The sequence below is a fragment of the Actinomadura gamaensis genome (assembly GCF_042652125.1).
Taxonomy (GTDB): domain Bacteria; phylum Actinomycetota; class Actinomycetes; order Streptosporangiales; family Streptosporangiaceae; genus Spirillospora; species Spirillospora gamaensis.
Map to the genome: position 1 here is coordinate 747,940 of NZ_JBHSIT010000003.1, position 26,815 is coordinate 774,754.

General features: G+C 72.6%; 27 protein-coding genes and 1 pseudogene. 10 read left to right on the forward strand and 18 right to left on the reverse strand.

Annotation, left to right across the window (positions count from 1 at the left end; genetic code table 11):
* Positions 1 to 58: 58 nt before the first annotated feature.
* The 3 genes from ACFPCY_RS13605 (at position 59) to ACFPCY_RS13615 (ending at position 2,967) form a co-directional block, all read left to right on the forward strand.
* Entirely contained in the window at positions 59 to 1,009 is a 951-nt protein-coding gene (locus ACFPCY_RS13605; protein ID WP_378254905.1) for an MBL fold metallo-hydrolase, read from the forward strand.
* A complete protein-coding gene (locus ACFPCY_RS13610) occupies positions 1,006 to 2,505 on the forward strand; it encodes a carboxylesterase/lipase family protein (protein ID WP_378254906.1) in 1,500 nt (499 codons plus the stop codon). The genes ACFPCY_RS13605 and ACFPCY_RS13610 overlap by 4 nt, the downstream gene beginning before the upstream one ends.
* A 75-nt stretch (positions 2,506 to 2,580) precedes the next feature.
* A complete protein-coding gene (locus ACFPCY_RS13615; RefSeq protein WP_378254908.1) occupies positions 2,581 to 2,967 on the forward strand; it encodes a Rid family detoxifying hydrolase in 387 nt (128 codons plus the stop codon).
* Positions 2,968 to 3,089: 122 nt separating this feature from the next.
* Here the strand turns inward: ACFPCY_RS13615 and ACFPCY_RS13620 are convergent, their stop codons facing one another.
* Complete coding sequence (locus tag ACFPCY_RS13620) at positions 3,090 to 4,085, reverse strand: aldo/keto reductase (protein ID WP_378254910.1); 996 nt, start codon at positions 4,083 to 4,085, stop codon at positions 3,090 to 3,092.
* Positions 4,086 to 4,213: 128 nt separating this feature from the next.
* Here ACFPCY_RS13620 and ACFPCY_RS13625 point away from each other — a divergent pair, with 128 nt between their 5' ends.
* On the forward strand, positions 4,214 to 5,068 hold the full coding sequence (locus ACFPCY_RS13625) for a helix-turn-helix transcriptional regulator (RefSeq protein ID WP_378254912.1): 855 nt from the start codon (positions 4,214 to 4,216) through the stop codon (positions 5,066 to 5,068).
* Positions 5,069 to 5,295: 227 nt separating this feature from the next.
* Here ACFPCY_RS13625 and ACFPCY_RS13630 read toward each other — a convergent pair whose 3' ends face one another.
* Positions 5,296 to 6,282, reverse strand: coding sequence for a WD40 repeat domain-containing protein (locus ACFPCY_RS13630; protein WP_378254914.1), 987 nt, complete (start codon positions 6,280 to 6,282; stop codon positions 5,296 to 5,298).
* Here ACFPCY_RS13630 and ACFPCY_RS13635 point away from each other — a divergent pair.
* A pseudogene (locus ACFPCY_RS13635) lies at positions 6,254 to 6,700 on the forward strand (aldo/keto reductase). The gene ACFPCY_RS13630 and the pseudogene ACFPCY_RS13635 sit on opposite strands and share 29 nt — an antisense overlap.
* On the opposite strand, the gene ACFPCY_RS13640 reads toward ACFPCY_RS13635, so the two are convergent.
* On the reverse strand, positions 6,633 to 7,190 hold the full coding sequence (locus tag ACFPCY_RS13640) for a TetR/AcrR family transcriptional regulator (protein WP_378254916.1): 558 nt from the start codon (positions 7,188 to 7,190) through the stop codon (positions 6,633 to 6,635). The pseudogene ACFPCY_RS13635 and the gene ACFPCY_RS13640 overlap by 68 nt on opposite strands.
* Before the next feature lie 96 nt (positions 7,191 to 7,286).
* Here ACFPCY_RS13640 and ACFPCY_RS13645 point away from each other — a divergent pair, with 96 nt between their 5' ends.
* The gene (locus tag ACFPCY_RS13645) at positions 7,287 to 8,210 is read left to right on the forward strand and encodes an NmrA/HSCARG family protein (protein WP_378254918.1); all 924 of its coding nucleotides are present in this window, start codon (positions 7,287 to 7,289) and stop codon (positions 8,208 to 8,210) included.
* A gap of 38 nt (positions 8,211 to 8,248) precedes the next feature.
* On the opposite strand, the gene ACFPCY_RS13650 is transcribed toward ACFPCY_RS13645, so the two are convergent.
* From ACFPCY_RS13650 to ACFPCY_RS13695, 10 genes are all read right to left on the reverse strand, one after another.
* The gene (locus ACFPCY_RS13650) at positions 8,249 to 8,956 is read right to left on the reverse strand and encodes a hypothetical protein (RefSeq protein ID WP_378254920.1); all 708 of its coding nucleotides are present in this window, start codon (positions 8,954 to 8,956) and stop codon (positions 8,249 to 8,251) included.
* A gap of 356 nt (positions 8,957 to 9,312) precedes the next feature.
* Complete coding sequence (locus ACFPCY_RS13655) at positions 9,313 to 9,753, reverse strand: hypothetical protein (protein ID WP_378254922.1); 441 nt, start codon at positions 9,751 to 9,753, stop codon at positions 9,313 to 9,315.
* A gap of 552 nt (positions 9,754 to 10,305) precedes the next feature.
* Positions 10,306 to 10,488 (reverse strand): hypothetical protein, encoded by a 183-nt coding sequence (locus ACFPCY_RS13660; protein WP_378254924.1) that lies wholly within the window; start codon positions 10,486 to 10,488, stop codon positions 10,306 to 10,308.
* Between the two features lie 920 nt (positions 10,489 to 11,408).
* Complete coding sequence (gene ssuE / locus ACFPCY_RS13665; RefSeq protein ID WP_378254926.1) at positions 11,409 to 11,969, reverse strand: NADPH-dependent FMN reductase; 561 nt, start codon at positions 11,967 to 11,969, stop codon at positions 11,409 to 11,411.
* A 25-nt stretch (positions 11,970 to 11,994) separates the two neighbouring features.
* On the reverse strand, positions 11,995 to 12,846 hold the full coding sequence (locus ACFPCY_RS13670) for an AfsR/SARP family transcriptional regulator (RefSeq protein WP_378254928.1): 852 nt from the start codon (positions 12,844 to 12,846) through the stop codon (positions 11,995 to 11,997).
* Positions 12,847 to 12,859: 13 nt separating this feature from the next.
* Complete coding sequence (locus ACFPCY_RS13675; protein WP_378254930.1) at positions 12,860 to 14,476, reverse strand: dipeptide ABC transporter ATP-binding protein; 1,617 nt, start codon at positions 14,474 to 14,476, stop codon at positions 12,860 to 12,862.
* Entirely contained in the window at positions 14,473 to 15,387 is a 915-nt protein-coding gene (locus tag ACFPCY_RS13680) for an ABC transporter permease (RefSeq protein ID WP_378254932.1), read from the reverse strand. The genes ACFPCY_RS13675 and ACFPCY_RS13680 overlap by 4 nt, the downstream gene beginning before the upstream one ends.
* Entirely contained in the window at positions 15,380 to 16,345 is a 966-nt protein-coding gene (locus ACFPCY_RS13685) for an ABC transporter permease (RefSeq protein WP_378254933.1), read from the reverse strand. Before ACFPCY_RS13685 ends, ACFPCY_RS13680 begins: the two co-directional genes overlap by 8 nt.
* Entirely contained in the window at positions 16,342 to 17,937 is a 1,596-nt protein-coding gene (locus ACFPCY_RS13690; protein WP_378254935.1) for an ABC transporter substrate-binding protein, read from the reverse strand. Before ACFPCY_RS13690 ends, ACFPCY_RS13685 begins: the two co-directional genes overlap by 4 nt.
* A gap of 88 nt (positions 17,938 to 18,025) precedes the next feature.
* Entirely contained in the window at positions 18,026 to 18,853 is an 828-nt protein-coding gene (locus ACFPCY_RS13695) for an SDR family NAD(P)-dependent oxidoreductase (protein ID WP_378254937.1), read from the reverse strand.
* A gap of 169 nt (positions 18,854 to 19,022) precedes the next feature.
* On the opposite strand from ACFPCY_RS13695, the gene ACFPCY_RS13700 reads away from it, so the two are divergent.
* Complete coding sequence (locus ACFPCY_RS13700) at positions 19,023 to 19,346, forward strand: antibiotic biosynthesis monooxygenase family protein (RefSeq protein WP_378254939.1); 324 nt, start codon at positions 19,023 to 19,025, stop codon at positions 19,344 to 19,346.
* On the opposite strand, the gene ACFPCY_RS13705 is transcribed toward ACFPCY_RS13700, so the two are convergent.
* From ACFPCY_RS13705 to ACFPCY_RS13725, 5 genes are read right to left on the reverse strand one after another with little or no spacing between them, the layout of a single operon-like run.
* Complete coding sequence (locus tag ACFPCY_RS13705; protein WP_378254941.1) at positions 19,312 to 20,199, reverse strand: MBL fold metallo-hydrolase; 888 nt, start codon at positions 20,197 to 20,199, stop codon at positions 19,312 to 19,314. The genes ACFPCY_RS13700 and ACFPCY_RS13705 overlap by 35 nt on opposite strands.
* On the reverse strand, positions 20,192 to 20,572 hold the full coding sequence (locus ACFPCY_RS13710; protein WP_378254943.1) for an SgcJ/EcaC family oxidoreductase: 381 nt from the start codon (positions 20,570 to 20,572) through the stop codon (positions 20,192 to 20,194). Before ACFPCY_RS13710 ends, ACFPCY_RS13705 begins: the two co-directional genes overlap by 8 nt.
* Positions 20,569 to 21,504 (reverse strand): aromatase/cyclase, encoded by a 936-nt coding sequence (locus ACFPCY_RS13715; RefSeq protein ID WP_378254945.1) that lies wholly within the window; start codon positions 21,502 to 21,504, stop codon positions 20,569 to 20,571. Before ACFPCY_RS13715 ends, ACFPCY_RS13710 begins: the two co-directional genes overlap by 4 nt.
* Before the next feature lie 26 nt (positions 21,505 to 21,530).
* Positions 21,531 to 22,316, reverse strand: a complete 786-nt coding sequence (locus ACFPCY_RS13720) for an SDR family NAD(P)-dependent oxidoreductase (RefSeq protein WP_378254947.1) — start codon at positions 22,314 to 22,316, stop codon at positions 21,531 to 21,533.
* On the reverse strand, positions 22,303 to 23,175 hold the full coding sequence (locus ACFPCY_RS13725; RefSeq protein ID WP_378254949.1) for an SGNH/GDSL hydrolase family protein: 873 nt from the start codon (positions 23,173 to 23,175) through the stop codon (positions 22,303 to 22,305). The genes ACFPCY_RS13720 and ACFPCY_RS13725 overlap by 14 nt, the downstream gene beginning before the upstream one ends.
* Before the next feature lie 109 nt (positions 23,176 to 23,284).
* Here ACFPCY_RS13725 and ACFPCY_RS13730 point away from each other — a divergent pair, with 109 nt between their 5' ends.
* The 3 genes from ACFPCY_RS13730 to ACFPCY_RS13740 all read left to right on the forward strand — a co-directional run bounded on the left by ACFPCY_RS13730 (position 23,285) and on the right by ACFPCY_RS13740 (position 26,807).
* On the forward strand, positions 23,285 to 24,742 hold the full coding sequence (locus ACFPCY_RS13730; protein ID WP_378254951.1) for an MFS transporter: 1,458 nt from the start codon (positions 23,285 to 23,287) through the stop codon (positions 24,740 to 24,742).
* A gap of 73 nt (positions 24,743 to 24,815) precedes the next feature.
* Positions 24,816 to 25,814, forward strand: a complete 999-nt coding sequence (locus ACFPCY_RS13735) for a methyltransferase (protein WP_378254953.1) — start codon at positions 24,816 to 24,818, stop codon at positions 25,812 to 25,814.
* 9 nt (positions 25,815 to 25,823) lie between these two features.
* Complete coding sequence (locus tag ACFPCY_RS13740; RefSeq protein WP_378254954.1) at positions 25,824 to 26,807, forward strand: MsnO8 family LLM class oxidoreductase; 984 nt, start codon at positions 25,824 to 25,826, stop codon at positions 26,805 to 26,807.
* The last annotated feature ends 8 nt before the right edge of the window (positions 26,808 to 26,815 follow it).

Here is a 26,815-nt window from a genome sequence, read left to right on the forward strand (position 1 = left end):
ACGATGGAGCCAGCGGCGGTTCCCGACCGCCCCCCACCTCTAACGATCAAGGAGTGCCATGCGCACCGCTCCATCGGCACGCTCGGACGAGATCACTCTGGGCGATGTCACGGTCACGCGGGTCTGGGAGTACTACGGATCCGTCGAGATGACGCCCGACACGTTCTTCCCCGAAAGCTCGCCCGATACGTGGGAAGAGCACGCGTCCTGGCTGGAGCCCCACTTCGTGGACGCCGAGACGCGGATCGTCAACTCGGCGATCCAGACCTGGCTGCTGCGCAGCGAGGGCAGGAACATCCTCATCGACACCGGGGTCGGCAACCACAAGGACCGGCCCTACTCGCCGGTCTGGAGCCGTCTCGACACCGGCTTCCTGGACAACCTGGCCCGCGCGGGCGTGCGGCCCGAGGACGTTGACCTCGTGGTGAACACCCACCTGCACGTGGACCACGTCGGCTGGAACACCTACCTCGACGGCCGCACCTGGGTGCCCACCTTCCCCAACGCGACCTACCTGATGCCCAAGGCCGACTTCGACTTCTGGAACCCCGCGAACGAGCACAGGCCGCGGCTCGGCCGGGGCAACCAGAACGTGTTCGAGGACAGCGTCGCACCCGTCCACGAGGCGGGCCTGACGCGGCTGTGGGAGGACGGCCACACCATCGACGGCAACCTGCGCCTGGAGGCCGCGCCCGGCCACACCCCGGGGTCGTCGGTCGTCACCCTCGAATCGGGCACGGACCGCGCGGTGTTCGTCGGCGACATGCTGCACAGCCCCGTCCAGTTCGTGGAGCCGGACGCCAACAGCTGCTTCTGCGAGGACCCGGCCGCGGCCCGCGCCACCCGCCGCAGGTTCCTGTCCTGGGCCGCCGACCACAACGCCCTGGTCGTCCCCGCGCACCTGGGCGGCCACGGCGCCGCCGAGGTCGTCCGCGACGGCAGCGGCTTCGCCGTCAAGGGGTGGGCGCCGTTCGCGCCGCACGCCGAGACCTCGAAGGACGCCCGATGAGCCGGCAGGCGGGACCGGTCGTCGCCACCGCGCAGGGCGCCGTGCGGGGCCTGCGCCGCGACGGGGCGGCGGTCTTCCTGAACATCCCGTACGCGGCGCCTCCGACGGGCGCGTCCCGGTTCGCCGCTCCCCGCCCGCACGCCCCTTGGGACGGGGTACGGGACGCCACGACGCCCGGCCCGACCGCGCCGCAGGCCGAACGCCGGCTCGGCGACGTGGACATGACCCCGTACTTCGGACCGGGCTGGATCGCCGGCGAGGACTTCCTGACCGTCAACGTCTGGACCCCGGAGGCCGGCGGCGCGCGCCTGCCCGTGATGGTGTTCGTGCACGGCGGCGGCTTCGTGGCGGGCTCCACCCGTTCGGAGCTCTACGACGGCGCCGCCTTCGCCCGCGATGGCGTCGTCCTCGTGACGCTGAACTACCGGCTCGGCGTCCAGGGGTTCCTCGATCTGCCCGGAGCGCCCGCCAACCGCGGCCTGCTCGACGTGATCGCCGCTCTTCGCTGGGTGCGGGAGAACATCGCCGCTTTCGGCGGCGACCCCGACCGCGTCACGCTGTTCGGCCAGTCCGCGGGCGCGACGATCGTGGGCGGCGTGCTGGCCTCGCCCGAGGCCGCGTCCGCCGGCCGGCGGCTGTTCCGGCGCGCGATCGTGCAGAGCGGCAGCGGCCTGGGCGCCTTCACACCCGAGCAGGCCGCCCGCGTGACCCGCGCCGCGGCCCGGGCCCTGGGAGTCGAGCCGCACGCCGGCGCCTTCGCCGCCGTCCCCGACGAGCGGCTCGTCGAGGTCACGGGCGAGCTCTCCGGTATCGATCTGCGGACCGAGACGCACGCCGACCCGCTCATCGGGCTGAGCCCGTTCAGCATCGTGCTCGACCGGCAACCGGCCGAGGCCGTCGCCGCGGGCGCCGGAGCGGACGTCGACCTGCTGGCGGGCACCAACACCGAGGAGGGCAACCTCTACCTGGCGCCCTTCGGCAAGCTGTCCACCTCCACGGCGGCGGATGTGGACGCCACCGCCGCGAGCTCGCACCCGCGGCCGGCCCGGCTCGTCGAGGCCTACCGCAGGGCCAGGCCGCACGCCTCCGCCGGGGAACTGCGCTCCGCCATCATGGGCGACGCCCTGTTCGGCGCCGGAACCCGGCGGCTGGCCGACGCGCACGCGCGCACGTCCGGCGCCACCTACCGCTACTCGTTCGCGTGGCGCTCGAACGCCCTCGGCGGCGAACTCGGGGCGACCCACGCCGTCGAGCTGCCGTTCGTCTTCGACATCACCGGACTGCCGTCCCTCCGCGGCCCCGCCGCCATCCTCGGCCCGGACGAGCCGCCGACGGACCTCGCCGCCCGCATGCACGCGGCCTGGGTGTCCTTCGCCGCCACCGGCGATCCCGGCTGGGGCCGCTACGACACCGAGCGTCGCACGACCATGCGCATCGACGACGAATGGACCACCGTGGACGACCCGCACGGCGAGGAACTCCGGGCATGGAGCTGACCCGCCAGCCCGCCAGCCGCCAGCCCGCCCGTCCGCCAGCCCGCCAGCCCGCCCAATCAGCAGGAGGCCATCGCCATGACCGGCAGAACCGTTATCAGCACTGACCGCGCGCCGAGCCTCGACGCCCCGCTCTCCCAAGGCGTGCGCAGGGGACCGCTCGTCCAGGTGTCGGGCCAGCTCCCTTACGACCCCGACACCGGCACCGTCGCCGGCGCCACCGTCGCCGAGCAGACCACCCGGGCGCTGCGCAACGTCGCCGCCGTCCTCGACGCGGCCGGAGCCACCCTGGACGACGTCGTGATGTTCCGCGTCTACCTCGCCGACCCGGCCGGCCTGGCGGCCATGAACGAGGCGTACGCCGCCTTCGTGGGCTCCCCCTTCCCGGCCCGCACGACGGTGTACATGGCGCTGCCGCCCGGCGTCCACGTCGAGATCGACGCCCTGGCCGTACTGGCGGACTGACCCCGGAGCCGGAGGGCGGCGGCAACCGTCCGCCCTCCGACTCCGGACGCCGCGCACGCGACCCGGCAGCCCGGCCGGGTGCTGGGCGCGCAACTGGCCGCCAACGGTCCCCTGAGGGTTGCTCAGTTCCCGACGCCGAGGTGGGGCATGAACGCGGAGGGGTACCGGTCGCCGCGCGCCGCGCCTGGCGGGACCGCGTTCTCGATCTCGGCGAGGTCGTCCGCGGTGAGGTCCAGCTCCATCGCGGGCAGCGCTTCGGCCAGTCGTTCGCGGGTGCGGGCGCCGACCAGCGGCACGATGTCCTGGCCTCGCGCGGCCACCCAGGCGATGGCCAGCTGGGCGACGGTGGCGCCCTTGGCGTCGGCGACCCGGCGCAGCGCCTCCACGAGGGTGAGGTTGTGGTCGGCGTTCGCGCCGGTGAACCGGGGGCTGGAGCCGCGGCTGTCGCCGGGGCCCGCGGTGCGGCCGGGTCTCCAGTGTCCGGAGATGAGGCCGCGGCCGAGCACGCCGTAGGCGGTCAGGCCGATGCCCAGCTCCCGCAGCGCGGGGAGGACCTCCGCTTCCACCGCCCGGGAGATCAGCGAGTACTCGATCTGCAGGTCACTGATCGGGTGGACGGTGTGCGCGCGGCGGATCGCGGCCGCATCGACCTCCGAGAGCCCCACGTGCCGGACGTATCCGGCGTCGATCATCTCCTTGATCGCGCCGACCGTCTCCTCGATCGGCACCGCCGGGTCCAGCCGCGCGGGACGGTAGATGTCGATGTGGTCGGTGCCCAACCGGGTCAGCGAGTAGGCCAGGAAGTTCTTCACCGCCTCGGGACGGCCGTCCTGCCCGCCGAACTCCCGGCCCGGGCCTCGCAGCATGCCGAACTTGACGCTGAGCTGGTAGCTGTCGCGATCCCGGCCGCGCAGCGCCTCGGCGAGCAGCAGCTCGTTGTGGCCCATGGCGTAGAAGTCGCCGGAGTCGATCAGCGTGACGCCGGCGTCCAGCGCGGCGTGCACGGTGGCGATGCTCTCCGCGCGGTCGGCCGGGCCGTAGGCGCCCGACATGCCCATCGCGCCCAGGCCCAGCGCGGAGGTGGCCGGTCCGGCCTTGCCTAGAGTGCGTTTCTGCATCGGGTTCTCCCTCGTTCTCGCTGTCGTCCCTCCACCCTGTGCCCCAGCCGGATGGTGCGGGAGCGGAGCGTTCATCGTGGGAGAGCCGCTCCCTGGTTACGCTCGCCGCGGCGCGGGACGATGGGGTCGTGCAACGTGATCAGCTCGCCGATTTCCTGCGCCGCCGCCGCGCGGCGATCCGTCCGACCGAGGTCGGCATCGCCGACGGCTCCCGCCGCCGCACCACCGGACTGCGCCGGGAAGAGGTGGCGATGCTCGCCGGCATGTCGGTGGACTACGTCGTACGCCTTGAGCAGGGCCGTAGCAGTCAGCCCTCGCCTCAGTTGCTCGGCGCGCTGGCCCGGGCACTGCGCCTGTCCGACGACGAACGCGACCATCTGTTCCACCTGGCCGGCCATCGGCCGCCGCCCGCCGACGGAACGGCCCGCCTCGCCCGCGCCGGCCTGATGCGCATGCTGGACCTGCTCGGCCGGACCCCGGCGCTGGTGCTGTCCGACCTGGGCGAGGTCCTCGCCCAGAACCGGGCGGCCATGTTGCTGACCGGCGACCACACGGGCTTCTCCGGCGACCGGCGCTACGCCGTCCACCGCTGGTTCACCGACCCCGCCGCCCGCGCGGTCGCCCCGGTCCAGGAGCAGGAGCACTACGCCCGCCAGCTCGTGGCGGACCTCCGCGCGGCCGCCGGCCGCCGCACCGGTGATCCCGCGGTCGCCGGACTCGTCGAACGGTTGCAGGCCGCCAGCGCCGACTTCCGGCGGCTGTGGGCCGAGCACCAGGTGGCGGTCCGGCGCACCGACCGCAAGACCATGCTGCACCCGCGCGTGGGCCGCCTCCTGCTGGACTGCGAAACGCTGATCACTCCCGACCAGAGCCAGCAGTTGCTGGTGCTCACGCCAGCCGACGCCGAAACCCGCGAGCGGCTGGACCTGTTGTGGGTCCTCGGCATCGAGGACTTCCCCACCGACGCCACGGCCGCGCAATAACGTCCCCGCCTGCGGCTTTCATCGAGATTCCCGGTCTCGAAGAGCGCTCAGTGCTGCCCGGCCGGGCCGCTGACGCCGTCTTGCCGTCCCCCGAGGCCCCGACCGGTGCTGACTGGCCGGGGGCCTCGTCCGGACGTGGCGGTCACTTGCCGCTGTAGTCAGGGAACGCGCTGGAGTTGCCGCCGTCATCCTCATGACGCTGGAGAAACGCGGCGGGTTCGGGCTGATCAGTTGGTGGTCAGGTGCCAGCCGCGGATGATTCCCTCGTTGTCACCGGCGAGGACGACCGGGGTCTCGTTCAGGTGGGTGATCAGCAGGGATTCGGTATCAGCGAGCTTGGGTGGACCGATCTCCTGTCCGATGGCGAGATCCCAGGTTCGGATGGTTCCGTCCTCGCTGGCGGTGACTGCTAGAGGGCGGCCGTCGATCGTGGTCGTCTCCAGGGCGTTGATGCGGTCTTCGTGACAGGCCAAGGTGCGGAGGAGCGGGCGGTCGGGAGTGTCCAGGGCCCACAAGCGGACCTGGCCGCTCTCGCCGCCGGCCACCACGACCGGACGCCCGCTGACCGAGGTCAGCGCGACTCCCCTGACCGGGCCGACGTCCTTGGCGTTCAACCAGGCGACCTCTTCACCGGAGCGCAGGTCCCAGACGCTGACCATCGCGTCGTAGCCGCCCGCCGCGAGCATGGGACGGCCACCGGGGGAGCCGGTCGCGAGGTCGAGAATGGACTCCTGGTGGTCGCTTTCCAGCTCCGTGGGCTCGGCCCCGGACGGCTCCCAGAGGACGATGCCTCCGCCGTAGCCGCCGGACGCGAAGCACATGCGGCCGTCGATCTCCACGGCCGTCACCGAGACGTCCGGCTCGTCCTCTTCCTTGGCGTGCCTGAGCACCTCTCCGGACTCCAGGTCCCAAGCGACCATGGCGTGGTTCTCACTGCCTCCGACGACGACCAGCCGGCCGTCGCTCACGCCCGCGGCCACGCAGTCGAGGTCGGGGTCCTCCTCGTCCGGATACTCGTCGAGGGGCGGCTGGAGTGAAGGCTTGGCCCACGCGTCGCGGTCCGGATCCCACGTCGCCGCGCCGCCGCCGTACTCGGCGCAGACCACCAGGGGCCGGCCGTTCCTCTCGACCACGTCGATGTCGCCGATGGGCGCCCCGGCCGGAAGCAGGGAAGCAGAACGGGAGATGTGCCCGCTCTGCGCCGACCAGGGCATTGGCGTGATCCCGTGGAGCCCGCTGGCGCGGGGCAGGCTGACGCGGACCTGGGACACCGCCACGGCGCGTGCCGAGACCGACGCGGGCGGCAAGATCCTCTAGCGCGACGAGGACCGGGCGGCGGCCGAGCGCGTCCACGAGATCGCGGGCGAGCGGGGCCTGTCCCCGGCCCAGGTCGCCCTGGCCTGGGTCATGCGCCACCCGGTGGCGACCTCGCCCATCGTCGGGGTCACCAAACCGGCCCAGCCGGCTGCCGTCCAGCCGGCTGCCGTCCGGGTGGCGAACCGCCGCGTCGGCGACGATCGCACAGGACTTGCGGGGGACCCTGCGCTCGCACCGGGGGCCGTGGTCAGGGGCGCACGCCGTCGAGGGCCAGCCGGAGCAGGCGGCGTGCGGTCGTTGGATCGTCCTCGGTGACCAGGGAGACGGCTTCGGTCAGGGTGAGCAGGTCTTGGGGAGAGATTCCGGGGCGGACGGCGCCTGCCGATCGCGCCCGGTCCACCAGGGCCGCCGTCGCCTCCCGCATGACGACGTGGCAGCACTCGCCGTCGGACGGATCGCCGTCTGCTTCGGCGGCCAGCCATGCGCCCAGGCCGCGGGTTTCGGCGGCGCACACGGTCAGCTCTTCCAGCCATGTGTCGAGGCAGGTTCGGGGGTCGCCGTCGGCCAGCTCGCCGGCTCGCCGGCGAAGGCGCTCGACGATGTCCTGGAAGACCTCCTGGAGCAGGGCGCGCCGGGAGGGGAAATGCCGGTGCAGGGTCGCAGAGCCGACCTCGGCCTCGCGGGCGATCTTCTCCAGGGACACCCGGGTCCCGTCGCGGGCGACCAGGGCCGAGGCCACCTGGAGGAGCCGTTGGTGGTTGCGCTGCCAGTCCGTCCTGGGCGGTCTGGTCTGCTGTTCGGCCACCGGCGGGACCTTTCACCTAGACAAACGGAGGGACACCCCATATCGTAGCCGACACGAAACGGAGAACCCCCCCATTTCTTGTTCGGGAGAGCGACCATGCCTGCATCGTCACCGTTCGTGCTGGTCACCGGAGCGACCGGCAAGCAAGGAGGCGCCGTGCTCCGCGCACTGCTGGACCGCGGCCTTCCGGTTCGCGCCCTGGTGCGCGACCCCGACTCCGGACGCGCCGCCGCCCTCAGCAGCCTCGGCGCCGTCCTGGTGCGCGGCGACCTCGACGACGCCTCGTCCCTCGTGACCGCCCTGGACGGCGCCCGCGCGGTGTTCTCGGTCCAGACGCCCGACATGGCCGATCTGATGGGCGATTCCGAAATCCGGCACGGACGCAACCTCATCCAGGCCGCCCGCTCGGCGGGTGTCGACCAGTTCGTGCACACCTCGGTCTCCGGCGCGGGCACCGTCGACGCCGAGAACTTCGACGAGCAACGCTGGGGTGCGCACATGGGCCACTACTGGCGCAGCAAGGCCGCCGTGGAGGACCTGGTGCGCGCGGCGGGCTTCCCCCACTGGACGATCCTGCGGCCCGCCACCTTCATGGAGAACTTCGTCCGGCCCTCGTTCTACTTCGCCGACCTGACCTCAGATCGGCTCCTGGTCGGAGTCGACCCGGCCGTCCCGCTTCCCTTCGTCGCGGTGGACGACATCGGAACGGCCGCCGCCGCGGCGTTCGCCCGGCCCCAGCGCTTCCATGGCACCGAACTGGAACTGGCCGGCGACATCTTGAGCTTCCACGACATCGCACAGATCCTGTCCCGGCTGCTGGCAACCGACATCCGGCTCCCCGCCAGCCCGGAACAGGCCCGCACCGAAGGCCTCATGACCGAACTCTTCCAGGCCCAGCAGTACATGAGCGCACACCCCGCACCGGCGCGTCCGGAGTTCGCGGCGAACTTGGGCCTGGCGACGACCACCTTCCACCAGTGGGCACAAACCACCCTGCAAGACCAACCCCACTCCCACTAAGGGCGGTGAAGAGCGAAGGCGCCGCCCGCGACACGGCGCTAGGTCGTCCACGGGCTCCTGTGGCGACGAAACACCGGCGACCTGGAACACCGGACCTCGTAGCGTTCTTGCAGGCGGCTGTAGTCGTGGTCGGGGAAGAGAACAGGGAGCGCCTCCAACGTCCTGTCCAGTTGGCCGACCATGGTCTGGAACTCCCTGTCCTCCAGGTCGACTTCGGTGAACAGGTACTGCCAACCCGGGGCTCCCTTCATGAGGAGCAGGTTCTCCAGGTAGGACCGGTAGTCGAGTTCCAGCAGCTCCAGCCGTCCGTGATTCATGTCGTAGAACCACAGCTCCCGGCTTCGACCACCGGAAGGCACCCGCAACGCGGTGAGGCGCCCCGATCCGGGCGCTTCCTCCAGCGTTTTCAACTCCCATTCCATCAGCTCCCGCTTCTGCGCGGGCAGCCGCCAATCCGCACCCGGCAGGCCGTCCCCGGTCAGGCAGATCCGGACGTCCTCAACCGCGAACTCCCCGAACAGGTAGTGGTCATCGGTCTGCCACGCGACGTGGATGCGGTCGGTGCTCAGCAGGTAGTCCCCGACACCCTCGACGGCGTCCTCGCCCCAGGCGGCACCGATCAGTGCGGCGTCATCGGCCGAGAGTCCCCTGGGCGGGCCCGACCCCAGCTCGCAGGTGGACACGACGACCTCCGGCACGGAACGAAGCTCCCTGACGTGCGCGCTGACGCGGTCTTGATAGCTCATGGCCGTGGATTCTGGTCCGGAGCAGTGACAGTCCACGCGGCCCTCCGGAAAGTGCCGAGTCGCTCGACGTGGTGACACCCGTGCGCCCATGACCACCGCGAAGCAGACGGCTCGTCCCCCGCTGACCAGGGACGTAGAGGAGGCGGCCCGTAAGCATTACGCCCGGCACGCCCGCTCGCCCGCTCTGCTTCACAGCGTGGAGCTGGCCACCCCGTCGCGACGCCCGCGTCGGTGCTCGGGTGACGGGCGCCGCCCTTCGCGGCCGCGGGAAAGCGAAACGGCGGGGCGCGTCCCCGGGCCCTTGAGGACGCGTCCCGCCGTTCACCAGTGGCCTGCGGCCCCCGGGAACGCCCGGGTTATCGGGCGAGCTTCCAGGTGCGGACCTTCGCGCACTTCAGGTTCTTGAAGGTCACACCGTTCTTGTGCACGTAGACCTTGTCGGCCCAGCACAGCGTGGCCTGCAGGTAGCCGGTCTCGGGGGCGCTGAAGGTGGCCTTGTAGAGCGCGTTGGACTTCGTCCAGTTGACGCCCGGACGGCCCCACTTGCCGCCCTTGGTCGCCTGCCGGTGCCAGAAGACCAGGTACTTGCCGTTCTTGGCGGTCTTCTTCAGGTTCAGCGTGGACTTGAAGCCCTTGCTCGAGACCGTGTACGCCCCGTTCGCCTTGCCACCCTTGACCGACAGGTTCCAGCCGTGCGCCTTCGCCGCGTGGGCGTCGGACGGGGCGGCCAGAGCGGTGCCGGTGGTCAGGGCGCCTACGATCCCCATCGTGCCCAGAGCCAGAGCGGTACGCCGCATGAATCCTCCTCGGTAGGGGGGTTCTGACGAGGCGCCACTTTTCCGAGATTCGGGACACGATGCAAGCGGCGACAGGTGAGATGACTCACCCGTGGGGCGGGAGTTGCGCCCACCCCATCCAGCCTTCCGAGGCGAAGGTGAGAAGCCGGCGGACGGCGAACGGGACCGCCGTCGCGACAGCCGCCCCGAACAGCCCACGGTGACGCAGCGCGAGCGTCCCGGACCCCAGCCACAGGGGCCACCGGAGCAGGGACGTGCGCCCGATCGAGAGGGAGTGCGGAGGGGGCATCAGCGCGGGCAGATAGAGAGCTCCATAGGCCAGTTCCGGCCAGCGCCGCCGGTACAGCAGATACAGCGAGAGCGGCACGCCGATGCGGGCCGATCACCGCAGCGAGCTGCGAGACGAGCAGGTCGCCATTGCGGGTGAGTACGCGCCGCCAGGAGGGGCCGGGCGTCCAGCGCGGGCGCGCCGGCGCCAGGCGGTCTCCACGTCGTCCCCTTCGTCCGCACCGGGAGAGTGAGGCTGGTCATCGGCTCACGCTTGCCGAGCGTTCAAGGTCGCGTGATCCACCGGGCCAGCGCGATCACGAGGAAGATCACCACGATCCCCAGGACCAGCACGACCGGGAGCCATCCGCCCGGCCCGTGGGCGTAGTGGTGGCTCGGGTGGAAGTGGCGGCGGGGCCGCGGACGGCCAGCGGTGTGGACGAGCGCGGCAGCGTATGCCAGATCCATGGCAGGCTCCTGATCGGGGGAACGAGCTGCTGCTTGGACGCGCGGCCGCGTCAGCTGGTTCGCCCCGGATCAAGACCCGCACGCTGGCCTGGCGGGCGGATGCCGTCAGAGTCCGTTCTTCCATCCCCGTCTGCTGGTCGGGCGACGCTCGGTCCCCCCATGGTCGCGGTGGCTGGCGAGGGCAGGTCAACGATTTCGCTTGATGATGAGTTGGCGAGGTTTATCGACGACGAAGTCCTCGCCCACCGGCCTTTCCCGGGCGGGATACGCCGCCGCCGAACTACTGCCCCACACGGAGGCCCTGTGTCAGGAGATCGCGGCAGACCACCAAGCCCGCCATGATCTCACCTGCGCGCGGAGCTGGCACGGCTGCTGCCGCAATGGCAGCCTCCACCCGTCACCGGCGGTCAGACCTACGGCGATGGCCCCGGCCGGGGCACGACCGCGCCCCGATCCATGGCGATATGACACGGGCGCCACGTCAACCAGCGCTCACACGGAGATCGGCTGCCTAGGCAATTGCCCGCGCCCTCACCACGGCAAGGGACACGAACGGCTGATCCACACGCCCCCACTCCCGGCAGAGGCGAGGCCGCTTCCCCTTCGCCGGATCATTCGGGGTTCGGCCTGGCGGAGGACGCCGAGCATGCCTCGCAGTCCAGAGTCCGCCGGCTGGTGGCATCGATCGCCCACCGGAGAATTCGTGCCTGCTGGGGCGCGGTGTCGATGACCCGGCTACCCGCGCCGGCCTGTATGGCGATCACGCCGCCTTTCTCTCCTCGCCCCGCTCGGCGCCGCCTCCCGACCAGCGGCTTCACGGGAGCCTGTCGCTAGCGTTCGGCAGTTCGCCGAAGTGACGAGCCGGCCCCCGGGCGGGCGACGGCCGTCCGGGGCGCTACGGGCCGGCGTCCGGCTGGTCCTCAGGTGGTGCAGGTGAGGGTGGGGCGTGCGGCCAGTGCTGCGGAGAACGCGTCTGTCACCTGGTAGAGGGGGTCGGCTGACTCGGGTGCTATGCGAAGGGAGGGGGCGGCGAGGTCGATGTGACGGTCCAGCACGAACCAGCCGGGGACGATGTGTTCGGCGCCGAGCGAGCTGAGGACCGGCCGCAGCGCGTAGTCGACCGCCAGCACGTGGGCGGGGCTGCCCCCGGTCATGATCGGGAGCACGACCTTGCCCGCCAGCGCGAACTGCGGCAGCAGGTCGAGCAGGGCCTTCAGCACGCCGCTGTAGGCCGCCTTGTACACCGGCGTGGCGACCAGCACGCCGTCCGCGTCGGCGATGGCCTGGACGACCTCGGCGATGCCCGGGGCGCCCGCGTCGGCGGCCAGAAGCGCGCCGGCCGGCAGGTCGCGGACGCGGACCTCGCCGACATCGTGGCCGTGGGAACGCAGCCGGCCGGCGAGATGCCCGGCGAGCGCGGCGGTGCGGGAGGTCGTGGACGGGCTGCCGGCCAGAACGAGAATCCGTTGCGAGTTCCCCATGTTCCCTACTCGTGTGATCCGCCGGTCAGGCGACGCCGGGCCGGCAGGTGTCGTGGCGCACCAGGTCCAAGGTGATGGGAGACGCGGCTCTCACCGGCGTCTCCAGGATGGGATCGGAGACGAGGATCGCCTGGTGGAGGCGGCGGATGCGTCCCGAGAGCTCGATGCCCAGGTCGCTCTTGACGAACGCCCGCAGCCGCGTGAAGACCTCCAGCGCCTCCACCTGACGTCCGGAACGGAACAACGCGATCATGAACTGGGCGTGCAGGTTCTCGTTGGAGGGATAGCGCATCACCAGCATCCGCAACTCGCTGAGCAGCTCGTGGTGGCGCCCCACCTGGAGCTCGGCCTCCACACGCTGTTCCAGGGCCTGGAGGCGGCTCTCCTCCAGCGCGGTGATGTGGCGCTGCAAGCGGGGTCCCGCCGGGACGTCGATGAGGGCCGGCCCTCGCCAGATGTCGAGCGCCTCGTGGTAGAGCCGTGCGGTCCGGGCGGGGTCGCCATGCCTTGCCGCGGCCCTGGCCTGGCGCAACCGGTCCTCGAACTCCTCGGCGTCGAGCCGGCCGCGTTCGCGCGCGAGCGAGTAGCCGCCGTTCTTGGTCTGCAGGACGGTGCCCGCCACGGCGAGCGAGCCGACGCCCGGCATCCCGCACATCAGGCGCCGCAGCTGCAGGACGTAGCTCTGGACCGCCGAGGGCGCCGTGCGCGGGGGCTCGTCGTCCCACAGCTCCTCGATGATGTGGGAGAGCGGCACGACGTGTCCGAGGTTCAGCATGAGCAGTGCCAGCAACTGGCGCTGCTTGGGGGCGCTGGGAGCGAAGGGCCTGCCGTCGACGTTCATGAGCAGCGGGCCGAGCAGGCCGAGGTCCAGATCCATCCTGGTCTTCCTCCTAGTGGAGATCTCGTTGGGCGAGCTTGGCGGGTCGGGGGATCGCCTCCAGAAGACGCATCGTGTGCTCGTTCTCCGGGGCGTCGAAGACGCGCGCGGAAGGGCCGATCTCGACCAGGCGGCCCGCCCGCATGACGCCGATCCGGTCGGCGAACTCGCGGACGACGGCCAGGTCGTGGGAGATGAACAGGTGACTCAGGCCGAGCTCGTCGCGCAGTCGCCCGAGCAGCCGCAGGATCTGGGCCTGCGTCACGGTGTCGAGCGCCGACACGGGTTCATCGCACACCAGGACCCGGGGCCGGAGGGCCAGGGCCCGGGCGATCGCCACCCGTTGCCGCTGCCCGCCCGACAGCTCGCCCGGCCGGCGGCTCAGGAGCGCGGCCGGGAGCGCCACCTGGTCGGCCAGCTCGGCGACCCGGGCGCGGCGAGCGGCGCGGTCGCCCTCGCGCTGGGCCCGGAGCGGCTCGGCGATGATGGCGGCGACGCGCATGCGCGGGTTCAACGAGGCGTACGGATTCTGATAGACGAGCTGGACCTGCCGCGCGGTGTTTCCCCCGGGGATCCGGACCCGTCCGGAGGTCGGCCGGGTGAGTCCCATGACCATGCGCGCCACCGACGACTTCCCGGACCCGGACTCGCCGACCAGCGCCAGCGTCTCGCCGCGGTGCAGGACGAAGCCGACGTCGTCGACCGCGCGCAGCGTGCGGCGGCCGGGCAGCCGGAAGTCCTTGGTCAGCCCTTCGGCGTACAGCAGCGGCTCGGTGGCGGTCTCCGGCCGCCCCGCGCGTGGCGGCCGCTCCGCGCGTGGCGGACGCTCCGCGCGTGGCGGACGCTCCGCGCGTGGCGGACGCCCGGGGACGGCGTCCAGGAGCTGCCGCGTGGCCGGGTGCCCGGGCGAGGTGAGGACCTGCTCCGCGGGCCCCTGCTCGACGACGCGGCCCGCCTCCATCACGGCGACGCGGTCGGCGCGCTCGGCGGCGACGGCGAGGTCGTGGGTGATCAGAAGCAGCGCGGTCCCGGTCTCGCGGCCGATCCGGCCGAGGTGGTCGAGTATCTGCCGCTGCACGGTGACGTCGAGCGCGCTGGTGGGCTCGTCGGCGATGATCAAGGGCGGCTCCGCGGCCAGCGCGATCGCGATCAGGACGCGTTGGCGCATGCCGCCCGACAGCTCGTGCGGGTACTGCCGGGCCCGCGTCGCCGCGTCGGGGAGACCGGCACGTTCCAGCAGCCCGATCGCCATCGCGGCGGCCTCGCGCCGTCCCGCCAGGCGGTGGATGCGCAGGACCTCGGCGACCTGCGGTCCGATCCGCATCGCCGGGTTCAGGTGGACCCCCGGATCCTGGGGGACGAACCCCACCCGCCGGCCGCGCAGCGCCCGCCATTCCGCCGCCGACGCCCGGCTCACCTCGTGCCCGGCGATGCGGATGCCGCCCCGGTCCACCCGCGCGCTCCGCGGGAGGAGGCCGATGGCCGCGTGCGCGAGGGTCGTCTTGCCCGAGCCGGATCCGCCGACCACGGCGACGGTCTCGCCGGGGGCGATCCGCAGGCTCGCGCCGCGGAGGGCGGGCGCGTCCCCGTAGGCGACGTGGAGGTCGTCAATGCTCAGGGCGTCGGTCACCTGACCTCCCGCGCGATCCGGTTGGCGGCCAGGACCACCGCCGCGATGACGAGGCCCGGCATGGTGGTCAGCCACCACGCCGACGCCATGGAGCCGCGGCCCGAGGCGACGAGCGAGCCCCACTCGGGCGTGGGCGGCCGGGCCCCGAAGCCGAGGAAGCTCAGCGAGGACACGGCCAGGATCGCCACGCCGAACTCGAGGGTGGCCAGCACCAGCACCGGTGCGACGGTGGCGGGCAGGACGTGGCGGAAGACCACCGTGATCCGGCGGACCCCGAAGGACCGCGCCGCCTCGACGTACGGCGCCGAGCGCACCCGCAGGGCCTGCACCCGTACGACCCGGGCGAAGGAGGCGATCGCCGCGACGCCGACGGCCAGCGCGACCTTCATGGTGCCGAAGCCCAGCGCGGTCACCACCGCGAGCGACAGCAGGAGTCCCGGAACGGCGAGCAGGACGTCGACCAGCCGCATGACCGCGTCGTCGACCCGGCCGCCCGAGAACCCGGCGGTCAGGCCCAGCACCGTCCCGGCGAGGACCGCCACCGCCAAGGCCAGGGCCGCCGCCCGGAGCGTGAGGCCGGTGCCGTAGACGACCCGCGCGTACACGTCGCGCCCCAGTTGGTCGGTGCCGAACAGGTGATGGGCGCCGGGCGGAGCGAGCCGGTTCCCCGCGCCTCCCACCGCCAACGGCTGCTGGCCGGTGAAAGCCGACGGGAACACGGCCGCCGCCAGCGCCACGAGGATGACGAGGACCGCCAAAAGCAGCCCCGGCCGTCGAAGGACATGGCGGAGGACACGGCTCAGGGCGGGCCGGACAGAGCGCAGGGCGGGCCGGATGAAGCGGAAGGCGGGCCGGTCCTTGCGCAGGACGGATGGGACGTCGCGCGAGGCGAGGCGCAGGCGCTCAGACATGGCGGACGGCCCCTTCCCTCATGGCGGTCGTTCTCGGGTCGAGCAGCGGATAGAACAGGTCGACGAGCAGGTTGACCACGGCGAACGCGACCGCCGAGAGCACGACCACGGCCTGGACCACCGGGATGTCCTGGAAGCTGACCGCCCGCTGGACGATCCGGCCCACGCCGTCGCGGGCGAAGACCGTCTCGACGATGACCGCGTTGGCGAGCATGCCGCCGGTCAGCACTGCGAGGATCGTGATCGGCGGCAGCGACGCCAGGCGCAGGGCGTGGCGGAAGTGCACGCGCAACCGTCCCGCCCCCTTGGCGCGGGCCGTGTCGGCGTAGGGGCGGCCGAGCTCGTCGAGCATGCCGGTGGCCAGGACCTGGGCGACGGCGGCGGTCGCGGGCAGGCAGAGGGTGAGCGCCGGGAGCACGAGGCCGGCGAACCCGCCGCCGCCCAGGGACGGAGCCAGGTGCCAGTGGAAGGAGAAGGCCTGGAGCAGCATCAGCCCGACCCAGAACGAGGGCAGTGACACACCGAGCCCCGGCAGGGCGAGCAGGCCACGGCGCAGCGGCTCGCTGCGGGTCAGGCTGGCCAGGAGCCCGATGGCCGAGCCCAGCAGCACCGCGAGCGCGAGGCCCGCGCCGGTGAGGGCCAGCGTGTTCGGGAGGGCGTCCAGCACCATCCGCCCGGCCGGGGAACTCGTCTGGACCGACCGGCCGAAGTCTCCCCGGACGGCGTGCAGCAGGCGGTCGAGGTACTGCGTCAGCAGCGGGCGGTCGAACCCGTAGTCGTGGCGCAGCTCGGCGACCTGCTCGGGGGAGTAGGCCCCGGCCTCGCCGGCCTGACCGCCTCCGGCCATGATGAGGACCGGGTCCCCGGGCAGCAGGTACAGCACCAGGAACGACAGGGTGAAGGCCGCCCAGACCACGAAGACCGCCTGCAGGAGGCGCCGGGCGAGGTATCGGATCATCCGCCGACCCGGGCGTCGTAGAGGTCGATCCTGGTGGACGCTCCGAAGCTGAGACCGCGGACCCGGTGGGAGAACGCGAGCACCTGCGCGGCCTCGAAGATTGGGATCAGGTAGCCCTTGCCGATGATGAGCCGCTGCGCCTCGGCCACCGTCGCCCTGCGCTCGGCCTCCTGCGGCTGGGCCGCCTGCCGGTCGAGCAGGTCGTCCAGCGGGTTGGGCTTCAGGTAGGAGCGGTTGACGTACTTGGTGGAGAAGATCGGACGCAGCACGTCCGGGTCGGAGCGCGTGAGGTTGGACCACGCCAGGTCGTAGTCGCCGGACGCGGCGAGCCGGGCGAGCTGTCCCGGCGTCCCCTGCCGGAGCGTCAGACCGACACCGATCTTCCTGACCTGCTGCTGGATCAGTTCGAGCACCGGCTGGTTCTGGTCGAAGCTGGTGGGGTAGACGACCCCGAGGCGGAGCGGCCTGCCGTTCTTGACCCGGACGCCGTCCGGTCCGGGCTTCCAGCCCGCCTCGTCCAGGAGCGCACCGGCTCGCGCGGGGTCGTACCGCACCTGGTCCCTGAGATCGACGTAGCCGGGGGTGGTGGCGGCGAGGGCTCCGGTGGCCGGCTTGTAACTGGGGGTGAGCACCGTGTCGACGACGGCCTTGCGGTCGATGCCGAGTTGCAGGGCCTGCCTGACCTTCTCCTCGTTGAGGGCCGGCCGCGAGGTGTTGGGCTGGAGGTTGTAGGGGATGCCCGGGTTGGCGGCGTCCACCTCGGTGAACCCGCCGCCGCGGAACCGTGCCTGATCGCCGGGGGCGACATCGGTGATCGCGTCGACCTGTCCGGACTCCAGCGCCCCCGCGCGCGCCCCCGCCTCGGGGACGACCACGTAGGTGATGCGGTCCAGGTACGCCTCGCCGTGGTGTGCCGACGCGCCCGAACCCCAGGCGTAGCCGGGCCGCTTGACGAGGACGACCTGCTGGTTCTGCACCAGGCTCTTGAACGTGAACGGTCCGGAGCCGATGAGCCCGGCGGCCTGGCAGCGCCGCGGCGCGGGGGAGTCGAAGGACCTGGGGGCCAGCAGCCCGAGGGACACCGTCGAGGTGGCCTGGAGGAACTGCGCGCTCGGCTTGGCGAACTCCACCCGCGCGGTCTGCGCGTCGATGACCGTGGTGCGCCGATACCCGGCCAGGTAGGCCGAGCCGAGCAGGGCCTTGGCGCCGAGCTTGACCACGTTGTCGAAGTTGGCCTTGACGGCGGCCGCGTCGACCGGCTCGCCGTCGCTGAACGTCGCGCCGCGCACCAGCGTGAACGTGAAGGCGGTCGAGTCGCGGTCGACCTTCCAGGATGCGGCCAGATGGGGCTTGATCTCCCCGGTGCGGGGGTCCTGGTCGGTGAGCGAGTCCACGAGCTGGCGGCCGATGTTGAGCGCGGCGGACGTCCCGGCCTGCTGCGGGTCCAGGCACTCGGGCGAGGTCGCCATCCCGATGCGCAGCGTCCGCCCGGCGGCCGCGCCGGCGTCGTCGCCCGCCGAGCAGGCCGTGGCGAAGGGCGCCACCGCCAGGGTCGCGACGGCGGCCGGGAACGTCCGAACGAGGGGTTTCACGGCGGCTCCAATCCCTAGTTTTCATACTTAATTAGTCGAGTATTGGCAAGGGGCGATCTTCGTCCCCGCGGCCCGGATCGCGGTCGGGTCACCAGCGCAGGCCCCCGTTCACCTCCAGGACGTGGCCGTTGACGTAGGAGCTGTCCGCGCCGGCCAGGAACAGCGCCGCGCGGGCCACCTCGTCCCCGGTGCCCATCCGGCCGAGGGCGAGCTTCCCTTCAAACGCCGGCCAGACGTCGCGGTTGGCCGCCAGCTCGCGGCCCATCCCGGCGTCGATGAACCCCGGCGACAGGCAGTTGACCGTGATCCCGGCGGGAGCCAGCTCCAGGGCGGCGACCTTGCTGAAGGTCTCCACCGCGGACTTGGCCGCGGCGTAGGCCGCCGCACCCGGCACGGGCCGGGAACCCAGCACCGACGACACCGTGATGATCCGCCCGTCTGCCGAGCGCTCCAGGTACGGGATCGCGGCCTGGACGCAGTGGAACACCCCGGTCAGATTCGTCTGGACAACGTCCTCCCAGGAGTCGGGCGCGAGCGCCGCCACCGGCCCGGGGCGGCTGATCCCGGCGTTGGCGACCAGCAGGTCGAAGCCGCCGAACTCCTCGCGCACCGCGTGGAGCAGCGCCCGCACCGATACGGGGTCGCGGACGTCCACCGGAAGGAACCGGTCCTTGGCGTCGCCGTCCCGCGTCCACGGCTCCGCGTCGTCGCCACCTTGCGCCCACGGCCCTGCGTCGTCGCCGCCTCGCTTCCGCGGCTCCGCGTCGTCCCCGGTGGGCGGCCAGGTGCGGGGCGCGGGCCCGCTGCGCGAGGCGCGGACCACGTGCCAGCCCGCGCCGTGAAGGGCGTCGGCGATGTCGCGGCCGAGGCCGCGGGTGCCGCCGGTCACCACCGCCACCTTGCTTCCGTTTGCCATCCGAGACCCCGCCTTCCCGAGCAGGTTTCGTGCGAGCTTCGAGCGATGTTCGAACCGCTCGTGAACGATGGTCCGCGACGGCGCTGAGGAATCGCTAGACGCGCACGGCCCGGCGCGGCTTGAGCCGGACCTCACCGGTTCCTCAGCGCCCGGCGGCAGGCTCGGCGGCATGGTCGTCTTCGTGAACAAGATCACTCTGACCGGGCCGGCGGCGGAGCTGGAGCGCATCTACGAGGCGGTGGCCGCCTTCATGAGCGGGCAAGCGGGCCTGATCCGCTTCCAGCTGGTGCGTTCGTCCACCGATCCGGACGTCTACTTCAACATCGCCGAGTGGAAGGACCAGGAATCCTTCGACCGCGCCCGCACCCAGGAGAAGTTCGCCAAGGGGGAGCGCATCGGCGCGGTGTCCACCGGCGACCGGCACGTCTGCGAGGTCGTCTTCGAGGGCGTCGGTGACGTCACACCCGGCAGACCGGGTGGCGGCCCCCGTTGAAGGCGGTCATCTCCCGGAAGACCGGGCCGGAGCGGAGCCCGGTCCCCGGCTCCACGCCGTCCGCGTCGGCGTAGGCCCGGTGCAGGTTGGCCACGAGCCGTTCGGCGTCTCTCAAGCCGTCGAACTCGCCGTGCCCCGCCTCCAGTGCGGTTTCCAGCGGCGTCAGGCCCGCGGCGCGCCCCTCGGCGGCGAGCCGCTGGACGCGCCGCAGGTAGGCCTCGGTCTCGTCCAGCGCTCCGGGCCCGGCGACGGGACCGTGCCCCCCGACCACCACCAGCGGGTCGAGCTCGCGCAGCCGGGCGACCGCTTCCAGGGTCCCCGCCACCGAGCCCATGAGCGTGAACGGGGCGCAGCCGGGCAGCACGAGGTCCCCGGTGAACACGACCCGGTGGTCGGGGAGCCAGACGACGAGGTCTCCGGTGGTGTGCGCCGGGCCGGGGTGCAGCACCTCGGCCCTGATGCTCCCCGCGTGGACGGTCAGCCGGTCCGCCACGGTGAGGGTGGGGAGCGCGACCTTCAGGGCGCCCCAGGCCCGGTCGGGCCATACCTCGCACAGCGCCAGCCCGCGCCGGGACATCTCGGTGCGGGCCAGCGGATGGGCGATGACGGGGGCGTCGCGAGCGAAGACGAAGTTGCCGTGGGTGTGGTCGCCGTGGTGATGGGTGTTGACCACCAGGCGCGTCCGGGCGATCTCCTCGGCGGACTCCCGCAGCGCCCGCGCCCGGGCCTCGGTCGCCGCGGTGTCGATCACCAGCCCGCCGGCGATCCCGGCGTTGTTGAGGCACCAGCCGCCGTCCGGCTGGACGTAGGCGAAGACCCGGTCGGCGACCTCCTCCAGCCGCGGCTCAGTCATCGTCGTGGCTCACGGTGCGGCTGCGCACCAGCAGCGCGCCCTCCCGGTCGATCAGCTCGTCCTCGGCGGAGGTGCTGAGGTGCAGCCGCCGTCCCTCGATGACGAGCGCGTAGTAGCGGGTCCGGATCGTCCCGTCGGCCTCCTCGTCGACGCTCAGCATGCCGAGCCAGTGCCGCCGCCGGGGCCCGTCGCGGCGGTCGATCGCCTTGCGGAAGGCGATCGCGATCGCGTCGCGGCCGTGACGCGGATCCGAGGTGGTCTGGGCGAAGACGCCGTCCTCGGTGAAGGTCTCGGCGAACTCCTCGGCCTTTCCCTCGTCGAGGAGCCGCATCTGGCGGGCGTAGAAGTCCTGGACCCTCGCGTAAAGGCTCACCGGGCCTTCCCTTCGGCGTACTCCCCGGCCAGGCGCAGGGTGGCCCTGCTGTTGGCACCGAGCGCGTTGCGCACGTAGCGGCGCGCGTCCTGGACGGTGGCGTCCTCGCCCAGCACGTCCTTGACGGCCGACCGTTTGATCGCGACCGTGTGCCGCGAGGTGATGGCGACCCTCGCGCCGTCCGGGGACGGCTCGAACAGCCAGGTGCCGGTATGGACGCTGAGCAGCGCGGGCAGGACGAGCTGCTTGTAGACGATGCGCTCGTTGGGAAACCCGACCCGGAACGAACGGGTGGTGTGCGTCGACCCGTCCTTGGCCTTGGTCTCCATGCCGAGCGTCTGGACGCCGTCCTCGTCCTCCCGGAAGTCGACCTTCACCACGTGCGGGAGCCGTTCCGGCCACCGATCGGCGCGGTCGATGAACTCGTAGGCGTCCGCCGCCGACCCCGCGGCCTCGGTCACGTCGTCGAAGGTGAGCATCACCTCCTCCAGTTCCGGGCCCAGTTCGGCGACGCGCCGCAGCGCCGCCAGCTCGGCAGCGCTGTTGCGGTCGACGACGTCCTCGAGCCAGCCGGTGGACGCCTCGTCCACGGCCGTGAAGTCATGGAGCAGCCGCACCCTGGTGCGGTCGCCCGGGAGGGGTTCGAGCAGCCACTCGCCGCCCATCGAGGCGACCGGCGGAGCGGACTTCTCCTGCCGGAAGCTCACGCGGAGCGCGGCGGGGTCGAGCCGCCGCCGCGACGTCCAGCTCTTGACGTCGTCGCCCGCGCCGGCCCACAGCCGGATCACCTCCTCGGCGTCGTCGCCCTCGATCCGCTCGGCGTGCACGGTCGGCGGGAAGATCCACGGCCACCGCGAAACGTCGGCGATCAGCCCGTACACCGCCTCGGCCGGGGCGGCCAGCTCGATCGTGTGCTCGGTCTCGTGCGTCATGGTCGCTGCTCCTCCTGGTCGGCCGGTCAGTAGTTGCCGAGGCCGCCGCAGACGTTGATGGCCTGGGCGGTGATGGGGGCCGCCGCGTCGGTGACCAGGTAGCCGACCAGCGCCGCGACCTCCTCGGGAGTGCTGTAGCGGCCGAGCGGGATCTTCGCCTGGAAGCGCTCCAGGACGTCCTCCTCGGTGGTGTCCCACGCCTCGGCATAGCCGCGCCGGACGCGTTCGGCCAGCGGTGTCTCGACGTATCCCGGGCAGACCGCGTTGACCGTGACGCCCGTCCTGGCGAGCTCCAGCCCGAGCGCCTTGGTGAAGCCGACGACCCCGTGCTTCGAGGCCGAGTAGGGCGCGCCGAGGACCACGCCCTGCTTCCCGCCCGTCGAGGCGATGTTGATGATGCGTCCGGACGGCTTGTCCCGCAGCCCGCCCTGGTTGATGGCCTCGGTGGTGACGCGGAAGACGCTGTTGAGGTTGGTCTGGATGACGTCGTCCCACAGCTCGTAGGGGAGGTCGGCGGTCGCCCCGCCGCCGCTGCGCCCGGCGTTGTTGACCAGCACGTCGAGCGGCCCGTACCGGGCGACCGCGGCGGCCACCAGGTTCCGCACCTGGTCGCCGTCGCGCACGTCCGCGGCGGTGCCGTCGATCTCGAGGCCCTCGGCCCGCAGCCGCTTGACGGTGTCGGTGACGTCCCCGGACGTGCGCGCGGCGATGAAGACGGCCAGGCCCTGGCGGCCCAGCGCCTCCGCGATCGCCAGCCCGATCCCCTTGGTGCCGCCGGTGACGAGGGCCACCCGGCGGTCAGCTTCCGTCATGTCTGCCTCCTCGGTCGCTGGTGTGCGGCCCACCTTCGCCAGTGCCGGTGAAGCCCCGTTGAAGAGCCGCTCGACCCAGCCGTTCCGCGACCAGGTCCGCCACCTCGTCCGCCGCGCGGTCGCTGAGATGGACGCCGTCGACGAGGACCGTCGAGCCGCGGCGGGCCGCGAGGGAGTCCCAGGAGCGGCGGGCGAGCAGGTGCCAGGCGGTCAGGCGCAGGTAGGAGGACACCCCGGTGGTGGCCGGACGGTCCGTGCCCGCGTCGTCCGCCGCCAGTGCCGCCAGGCGCTCGTGGACGGGCACGTAGCCGGCCCCGTGCTCGTCCGCGAGGTCGGCGAGCAGGAGGTTGTACGAGGCGACGACGTCGTTGACGGGGTCGTCGGGCCGGTCGCCCTGGGGCGGGATCGACAGCAGGGCCACGCGGGCGGCCGGCGTGAGGCGGGTGAGGATCGCGGCGACGTCCGCCGCGAAGGCGGCGTGCGGCCGCGACCGCCGCACGTCGTTGGTGCCGATCAGGATCACGACGTCCGTCGGCTCGCAGGCCAGGATCTCGCCGAGCCGTCCGAGGAGGCCCTCGGCGGTGTCGCCGTTGCGTCCCGCGTTCACGAACCGTGTGGACGGGAGGCGGCGCCGCAGCCGGGCGACGTAGTCGCCGCTGACCGTGGCGTGGGTGAGGCTGTCTCCCGCGCAGACGACGACGGCACCGTCGTCGGGGCGCCGGGTGAACGAGCCGGGATGCCCCTTGGGGCGCCGGTAGAAGGTCAGGTACATCAGCCCCGCCCGGCCTCCGAAGGCCAGGACGGCGGCGAGGACGGCGGCGCCGGCGACGCCCGCGACACCCCAGAGAGCGATCTCCATCACATTCCTCTCGACATAAATAGTCTTAGTTCCAGAACATCTTGACTCAAGACGTTCTTGGTCATGTACTGATTGCGCATCCCTCGTCCTCGCGGAAGGAAGCTTCGGTATGACGAAAGAGACCAGGCGGGTCCCGGACTGGGCCGTCCTGACGGTCCTGTGCCTCGGGCAGGGCATGGTCGTCCTCGACGTGTCGATCGTGAACGTCGCGCTGCCGGCGATCCGCGACGACCTGGGCTTCAGCGCCGGGGACCTGCAATGGGTCGTGAACGCCTACGCGGTGATCTACGCGGGCTTCCTGCTGCTCGGCGGCCGCGCCGCCGATCTGTTCGGCCGGCGACGCGTGTTCGCCGCCGGGCTGCTGCTGTTCACCGCCGCCAGCCTCGTCGCGGGCCTCGCCCAGAACGACGGCACGCTCGTGGCGGCCCGGGCCGTCCAGGGCCTCGGCGGCGCGGTGCTCTCCCCGGCGACGCTCACGATCCTGACCACGACGTTCTCCGAGGGCCCGCGCCGCGCCAAGGCCATGGGCGTGTGGAGCGCGGTCTCGGCCGGAGGCACCGCCGTCGGGTCGGTGCTCGGCGGCGTGCTGACCGACGCGCTCGACTGGCGGTGGGTGTTCTTCGTGAACCTCCCGATCGGCCTGGTCTCCCTCCTCGCCGCGCGCCGTGTGCTCCCCGCGACCCGGCCGGTGGCCGGACGCCGCCTCGACCTGGCCGGCGCCGTGCTGGTCACCGCCGGCCTGCTGGCCTTCGTCTACGGGACCATCGCCGGGCCGCGGCACGGCTGGGGCGCGCCCGTCACCCTGATCGCGCTGATCGGCGGCATCGCCCTCATCGCCTGGTTCGTCGTCCACGAGGCGCGGGTCGCCAGGGAGCCCCTGCTGGCCTTCCGGGTGCTGCGGCTGCGGTCGGTCGCGGGCGCGAACACCATGATGTTCTGGCTGTGCTGCGCGGTGATCGCGCACTTCTTCTTCCTGACGCTCTACATGCAGAACGTGCTGTCCTACACCCCGTTCGAGGCCGGGCTGGCCTTCCTGCCGGGCGCGGTCGCGATGAGCGCCGCCGCGTACGCGGGACCCGCGCTGGCCAAGCGCGTCGGGCCGCGGGCGCTGCTGACCTTCGGACCGCTCGGGGCCGCCGCCGGCCTGGGCTGGCTCGCGCTCGTTCCCGCCGACGGACACTTCCTCGGCGACCTGCTGGTGCCGATGGTCCTGGTCACCGCGGGCACGGGCTTCGCGATGACCGGGCTGGCGCTGTCGGCGACCGCCGGGGTCCCGCGCGAGGAGGCGGGGCTCGCGTCGGGTCTGTTCAGCACGACGCGGCAGGTCGGCGGCGCGGTCGGCCTGGCCGTGCTCGCCGCCGTGGCCGCCGCGGTGAGCGGCACGGGCGCCGCGACGGCCCGGACGCTGACCGACGGGTACTCGGCCGCGTTCGCCACCGCGGCGGTGTTCGCGCTGGTCGCGGTGGTCTCCTCCGCCGTGCTGCCGCGCGCGCCCAAGGCGGCGCCGCCGGTCGCCCCGGGCCCGGACGAGCGCAGCGACGCCGAGGCGGCCGTACCGGCCGAGTGATCCTTGCTCGGTTCTGCACCCGGCCCGCCTAGCGTGACCGGGCCCGACCGTCCATGACCCAGGGAGCCGAAGGATGACCACCGCACCCGTACCGCCCCCGCAGGCCGTGCTCAAGATCGCGTCAGGGGCCCGGCAGGCGAAGGTGCTGATCGCGGCGAACGAGCTGGAGGTGTTCACCGCGCTCGGCGACGGGCCGCTCTCCGCCGACGCGTTGCGCGAGCGCACCGGCCTGCACCCTTACGGCGCGTCCCATTTCCTTGACGCGCTGGTCGGCCTGGAACTGCTGGAGCGGCGGCCGGGCGGTTATGCCAACGCTCCCGCCGCCGACCGCTACCTGGTCCGCGGGCGCCCCGAGTACATCGGCGGCTTCCTGCGCTTCCTGGACCGGGTCCTGCACCCGGCCTGGGACGGGCTGGCCGACAGCCTGCGCACCGGGCGGCCGGCGAACACCGATCCCTACGGCGGCCTCTACCGGGACGAGGCCGACCGCGACGAGTTCCTGGCGGCGATGGACACCTTCAACGCTCCGCTGGGCGAAGCCCTGGCGGCCCGGGACTGGTCGCAGTGGTCGTCGGTCGTCGACGTGGGCGGCGCGCGAGGCAACCTCGCGGCCAGGCTCGTCCGGGCCCATCCGCACCTGCGGGCCGGTGTGTTCGACCTGCCCGAGGTGCGCCCGGCCTTCGACCGTCACATCGCCGGTCTCGGCCACGCGCCGGTGGAGTTCACCGCCGGGGACTTCTTCGCCGATCCGCTGCCCGAGGCGGACGTGCTGCTGTTCGGCCACGTGCTGCACAACTGGCCGCCGGACAAGCGCGTCCAGCTGCTGCGCTCGGCCTTCAAGGCGCTCCGGCCGGGCGGCGCCGTCCTCATCTACGACGCCCTGGTCGAGGCGGCCGAACCGCGGCTGCCCAACCTGCTCGCCAGCCTCAACATGCTCGTCTGGTCCGCCGGGGGGCTGGGCTACAGCCTCGACGACGCGCGGGCCTGGCTGGCCGAAGCCGGGTTCGGCCCCGCCGCCGCCGAGGAACTCGGACCGGCGACGACGCTCGTCATCGCGCACAAGCCCCGCTGAGGAGAACCCGTGGAACTCTCGATCCTCGACCAGTCCCCGATCCCCGACGGCTCCTCCGCGGCCCGGGCGCTGACGGACAGCATCGATCTCGCGCGCGCCGCCGACCGCCTGGGCTATCGCAGGTACTGGGCCGCCGAGCACCACGCGGCCCGGTCCCACGCGGGCCCGGCGCCGGAGATCGTCGTGGCGGCCGCCGCCGCGGCCACCACGCGCATCCGGGTCGGCTCCGGAGGGGTCCTGCTGCCGTACTACAGCCCGCTCAAGGTGGCCGAGACCTTCCGCGTCCTGCACGCCCTGTACCCGGACCGGATCGATCTGGGGCTGGGCCGCGCCATCCGCGCGGAGGCACCGGAGTTCGAGCCGCTGCGCAGGGACGCCTCCCGGCTCGACTTCGCCGAGAAGCTGGCCGAACTCCGCGCCTTCCTCAGCCCCGACCACTGGGAGCATCCGGAGGTCCACGTCATGCCGGACGATCCCGGCGGGCCCGAGGTGTGGCTGCTCGGCTCCAGCGCGCGCAGCGCGGAGGCCGCGGCCCGGCTGGGCCTGCCCTACGCCTACGCGCACTTCCTCGCGCCCGACCAGACCAAGGAGGCGCTCGCACGTTACCGCCAGATCAACCCGGACGGGCGCATCGTGCTCGGGCTCGGCGTGTACTGCGGCGAGACCGACGCGGAGGCGCGGTGGCTGTACGCGGGCCAGAGGCTGTTCCGGCAGCGGATGTCGCGCGGCGAGGTCCGGCCGCTTCCCTCGCCCGAGCAGGCCGTCGCCGAGCTCGGTGAGGCGGGCGCCCTCGACCCCGGCCCCGACTCCGAGGAGCGGTACGTGGTCGGCACGCCCGGGCTGGTCCACGAGCGGATCACCGCGCTGGCCACCGAGGTCGGGGCGGACGAGGTGACCGTGCTCAGCTCGATTCACGATCATGAAGAGCGGGTGCGTTCCTACGCTCTGCTCGCCGAGGCCTTCGATCTGCGGATCCGCGCGTCCGCGGCGTGAGGAGAGAC

Excerpts from the sequence above, each read along its gene's own strand:
- ACFPCY_RS13630 (WP_378254914.1), bottom strand. The coding sequence starts at position 6,282 with ATGCCCTGGTCGGCGCAGAGCGGGCACATCTCCCGTTCTGCTTCCCTG.
- ACFPCY_RS13620 (WP_378254910.1), bottom strand. The coding sequence starts at position 4,085 with ATGCAGAAACGCACTCTAGGCAAGGCCGGACCGGCCACCTCCGCGCTG.
- ACFPCY_RS13715 (WP_378254945.1), bottom strand. The coding sequence starts at position 21,504 with ATGACGCACGAGACCGAGCACACGATCGAGCTGGCCGCCCCGGCCGAG.
- ACFPCY_RS13645 (WP_378254918.1), top strand. The coding sequence starts at position 7,287 with ATGCCTGCATCGTCACCGTTCGTGCTGGTCACCGGAGCGACCGGCAAG.
- ACFPCY_RS13705 (WP_378254941.1), bottom strand. The coding sequence starts at position 20,199 with ATGACTGAGCCGCGGCTGGAGGAGGTCGCCGACCGGGTCTTCGCCTAC.
- ACFPCY_RS13615 (WP_378254908.1), top strand. The coding sequence starts at position 2,581 with ATGACCGGCAGAACCGTTATCAGCACTGACCGCGCGCCGAGCCTCGAC.
- ACFPCY_RS13720 (WP_378254947.1), bottom strand. The coding sequence starts at position 22,316 with ATGACGGAAGCTGACCGCCGGGTGGCCCTCGTCACCGGCGGCACCAAG.
- ACFPCY_RS13650 (WP_378254920.1), bottom strand. The coding sequence starts at position 8,956 with ATGAGCTATCAAGACCGCGTCAGCGCGCACGTCAGGGAGCTTCGTTCC.
- ACFPCY_RS13685 (WP_378254933.1), bottom strand. The coding sequence starts at position 16,345 with ATGATCCGATACCTCGCCCGGCGCCTCCTGCAGGCGGTCTTCGTGGTC.
- ssuE (WP_378254926.1), bottom strand. The coding sequence starts at position 11,969 with ATGGGGAACTCGCAACGGATTCTCGTTCTGGCCGGCAGCCCGTCCACG.
- ACFPCY_RS13725 (WP_378254949.1), bottom strand. The coding sequence starts at position 23,175 with ATGGAGATCGCTCTCTGGGGTGTCGCGGGCGTCGCCGGCGCCGCCGTC.
- ACFPCY_RS13655 (WP_378254922.1), bottom strand. The coding sequence starts at position 9,753 with ATGCGGCGTACCGCTCTGGCTCTGGGCACGATGGGGATCGTAGGCGCC.
- ACFPCY_RS13605 (WP_378254905.1), top strand. The coding sequence starts at position 59 with ATGCGCACCGCTCCATCGGCACGCTCGGACGAGATCACTCTGGGCGAT.
- ACFPCY_RS13730 (WP_378254951.1), top strand. The coding sequence starts at position 23,285 with ATGACGAAAGAGACCAGGCGGGTCCCGGACTGGGCCGTCCTGACGGTC.
- ACFPCY_RS13660 (WP_378254924.1), bottom strand. The coding sequence starts at position 10,488 with ATGGATCTGGCATACGCTGCCGCGCTCGTCCACACCGCTGGCCGTCCG.
- ACFPCY_RS13610 (WP_378254906.1), top strand. The coding sequence starts at position 1,006 with ATGAGCCGGCAGGCGGGACCGGTCGTCGCCACCGCGCAGGGCGCCGTG.
- ACFPCY_RS13670 (WP_378254928.1), bottom strand. The coding sequence starts at position 12,846 with ATGGATCTGGACCTCGGCCTGCTCGGCCCGCTGCTCATGAACGTCGAC.
- ACFPCY_RS13735 (WP_378254953.1), top strand. The coding sequence starts at position 24,816 with ATGACCACCGCACCCGTACCGCCCCCGCAGGCCGTGCTCAAGATCGCG.
- ACFPCY_RS13700 (WP_378254939.1), top strand. The coding sequence starts at position 19,023 with ATGGTCGTCTTCGTGAACAAGATCACTCTGACCGGGCCGGCGGCGGAG.
- ACFPCY_RS13695 (WP_378254937.1), bottom strand. The coding sequence starts at position 18,853 with ATGGCAAACGGAAGCAAGGTGGCGGTGGTGACCGGCGGCACCCGCGGC.
- ACFPCY_RS13680 (WP_378254932.1), bottom strand. The coding sequence starts at position 15,387 with ATGTCTGAGCGCCTGCGCCTCGCCTCGCGCGACGTCCCATCCGTCCTG.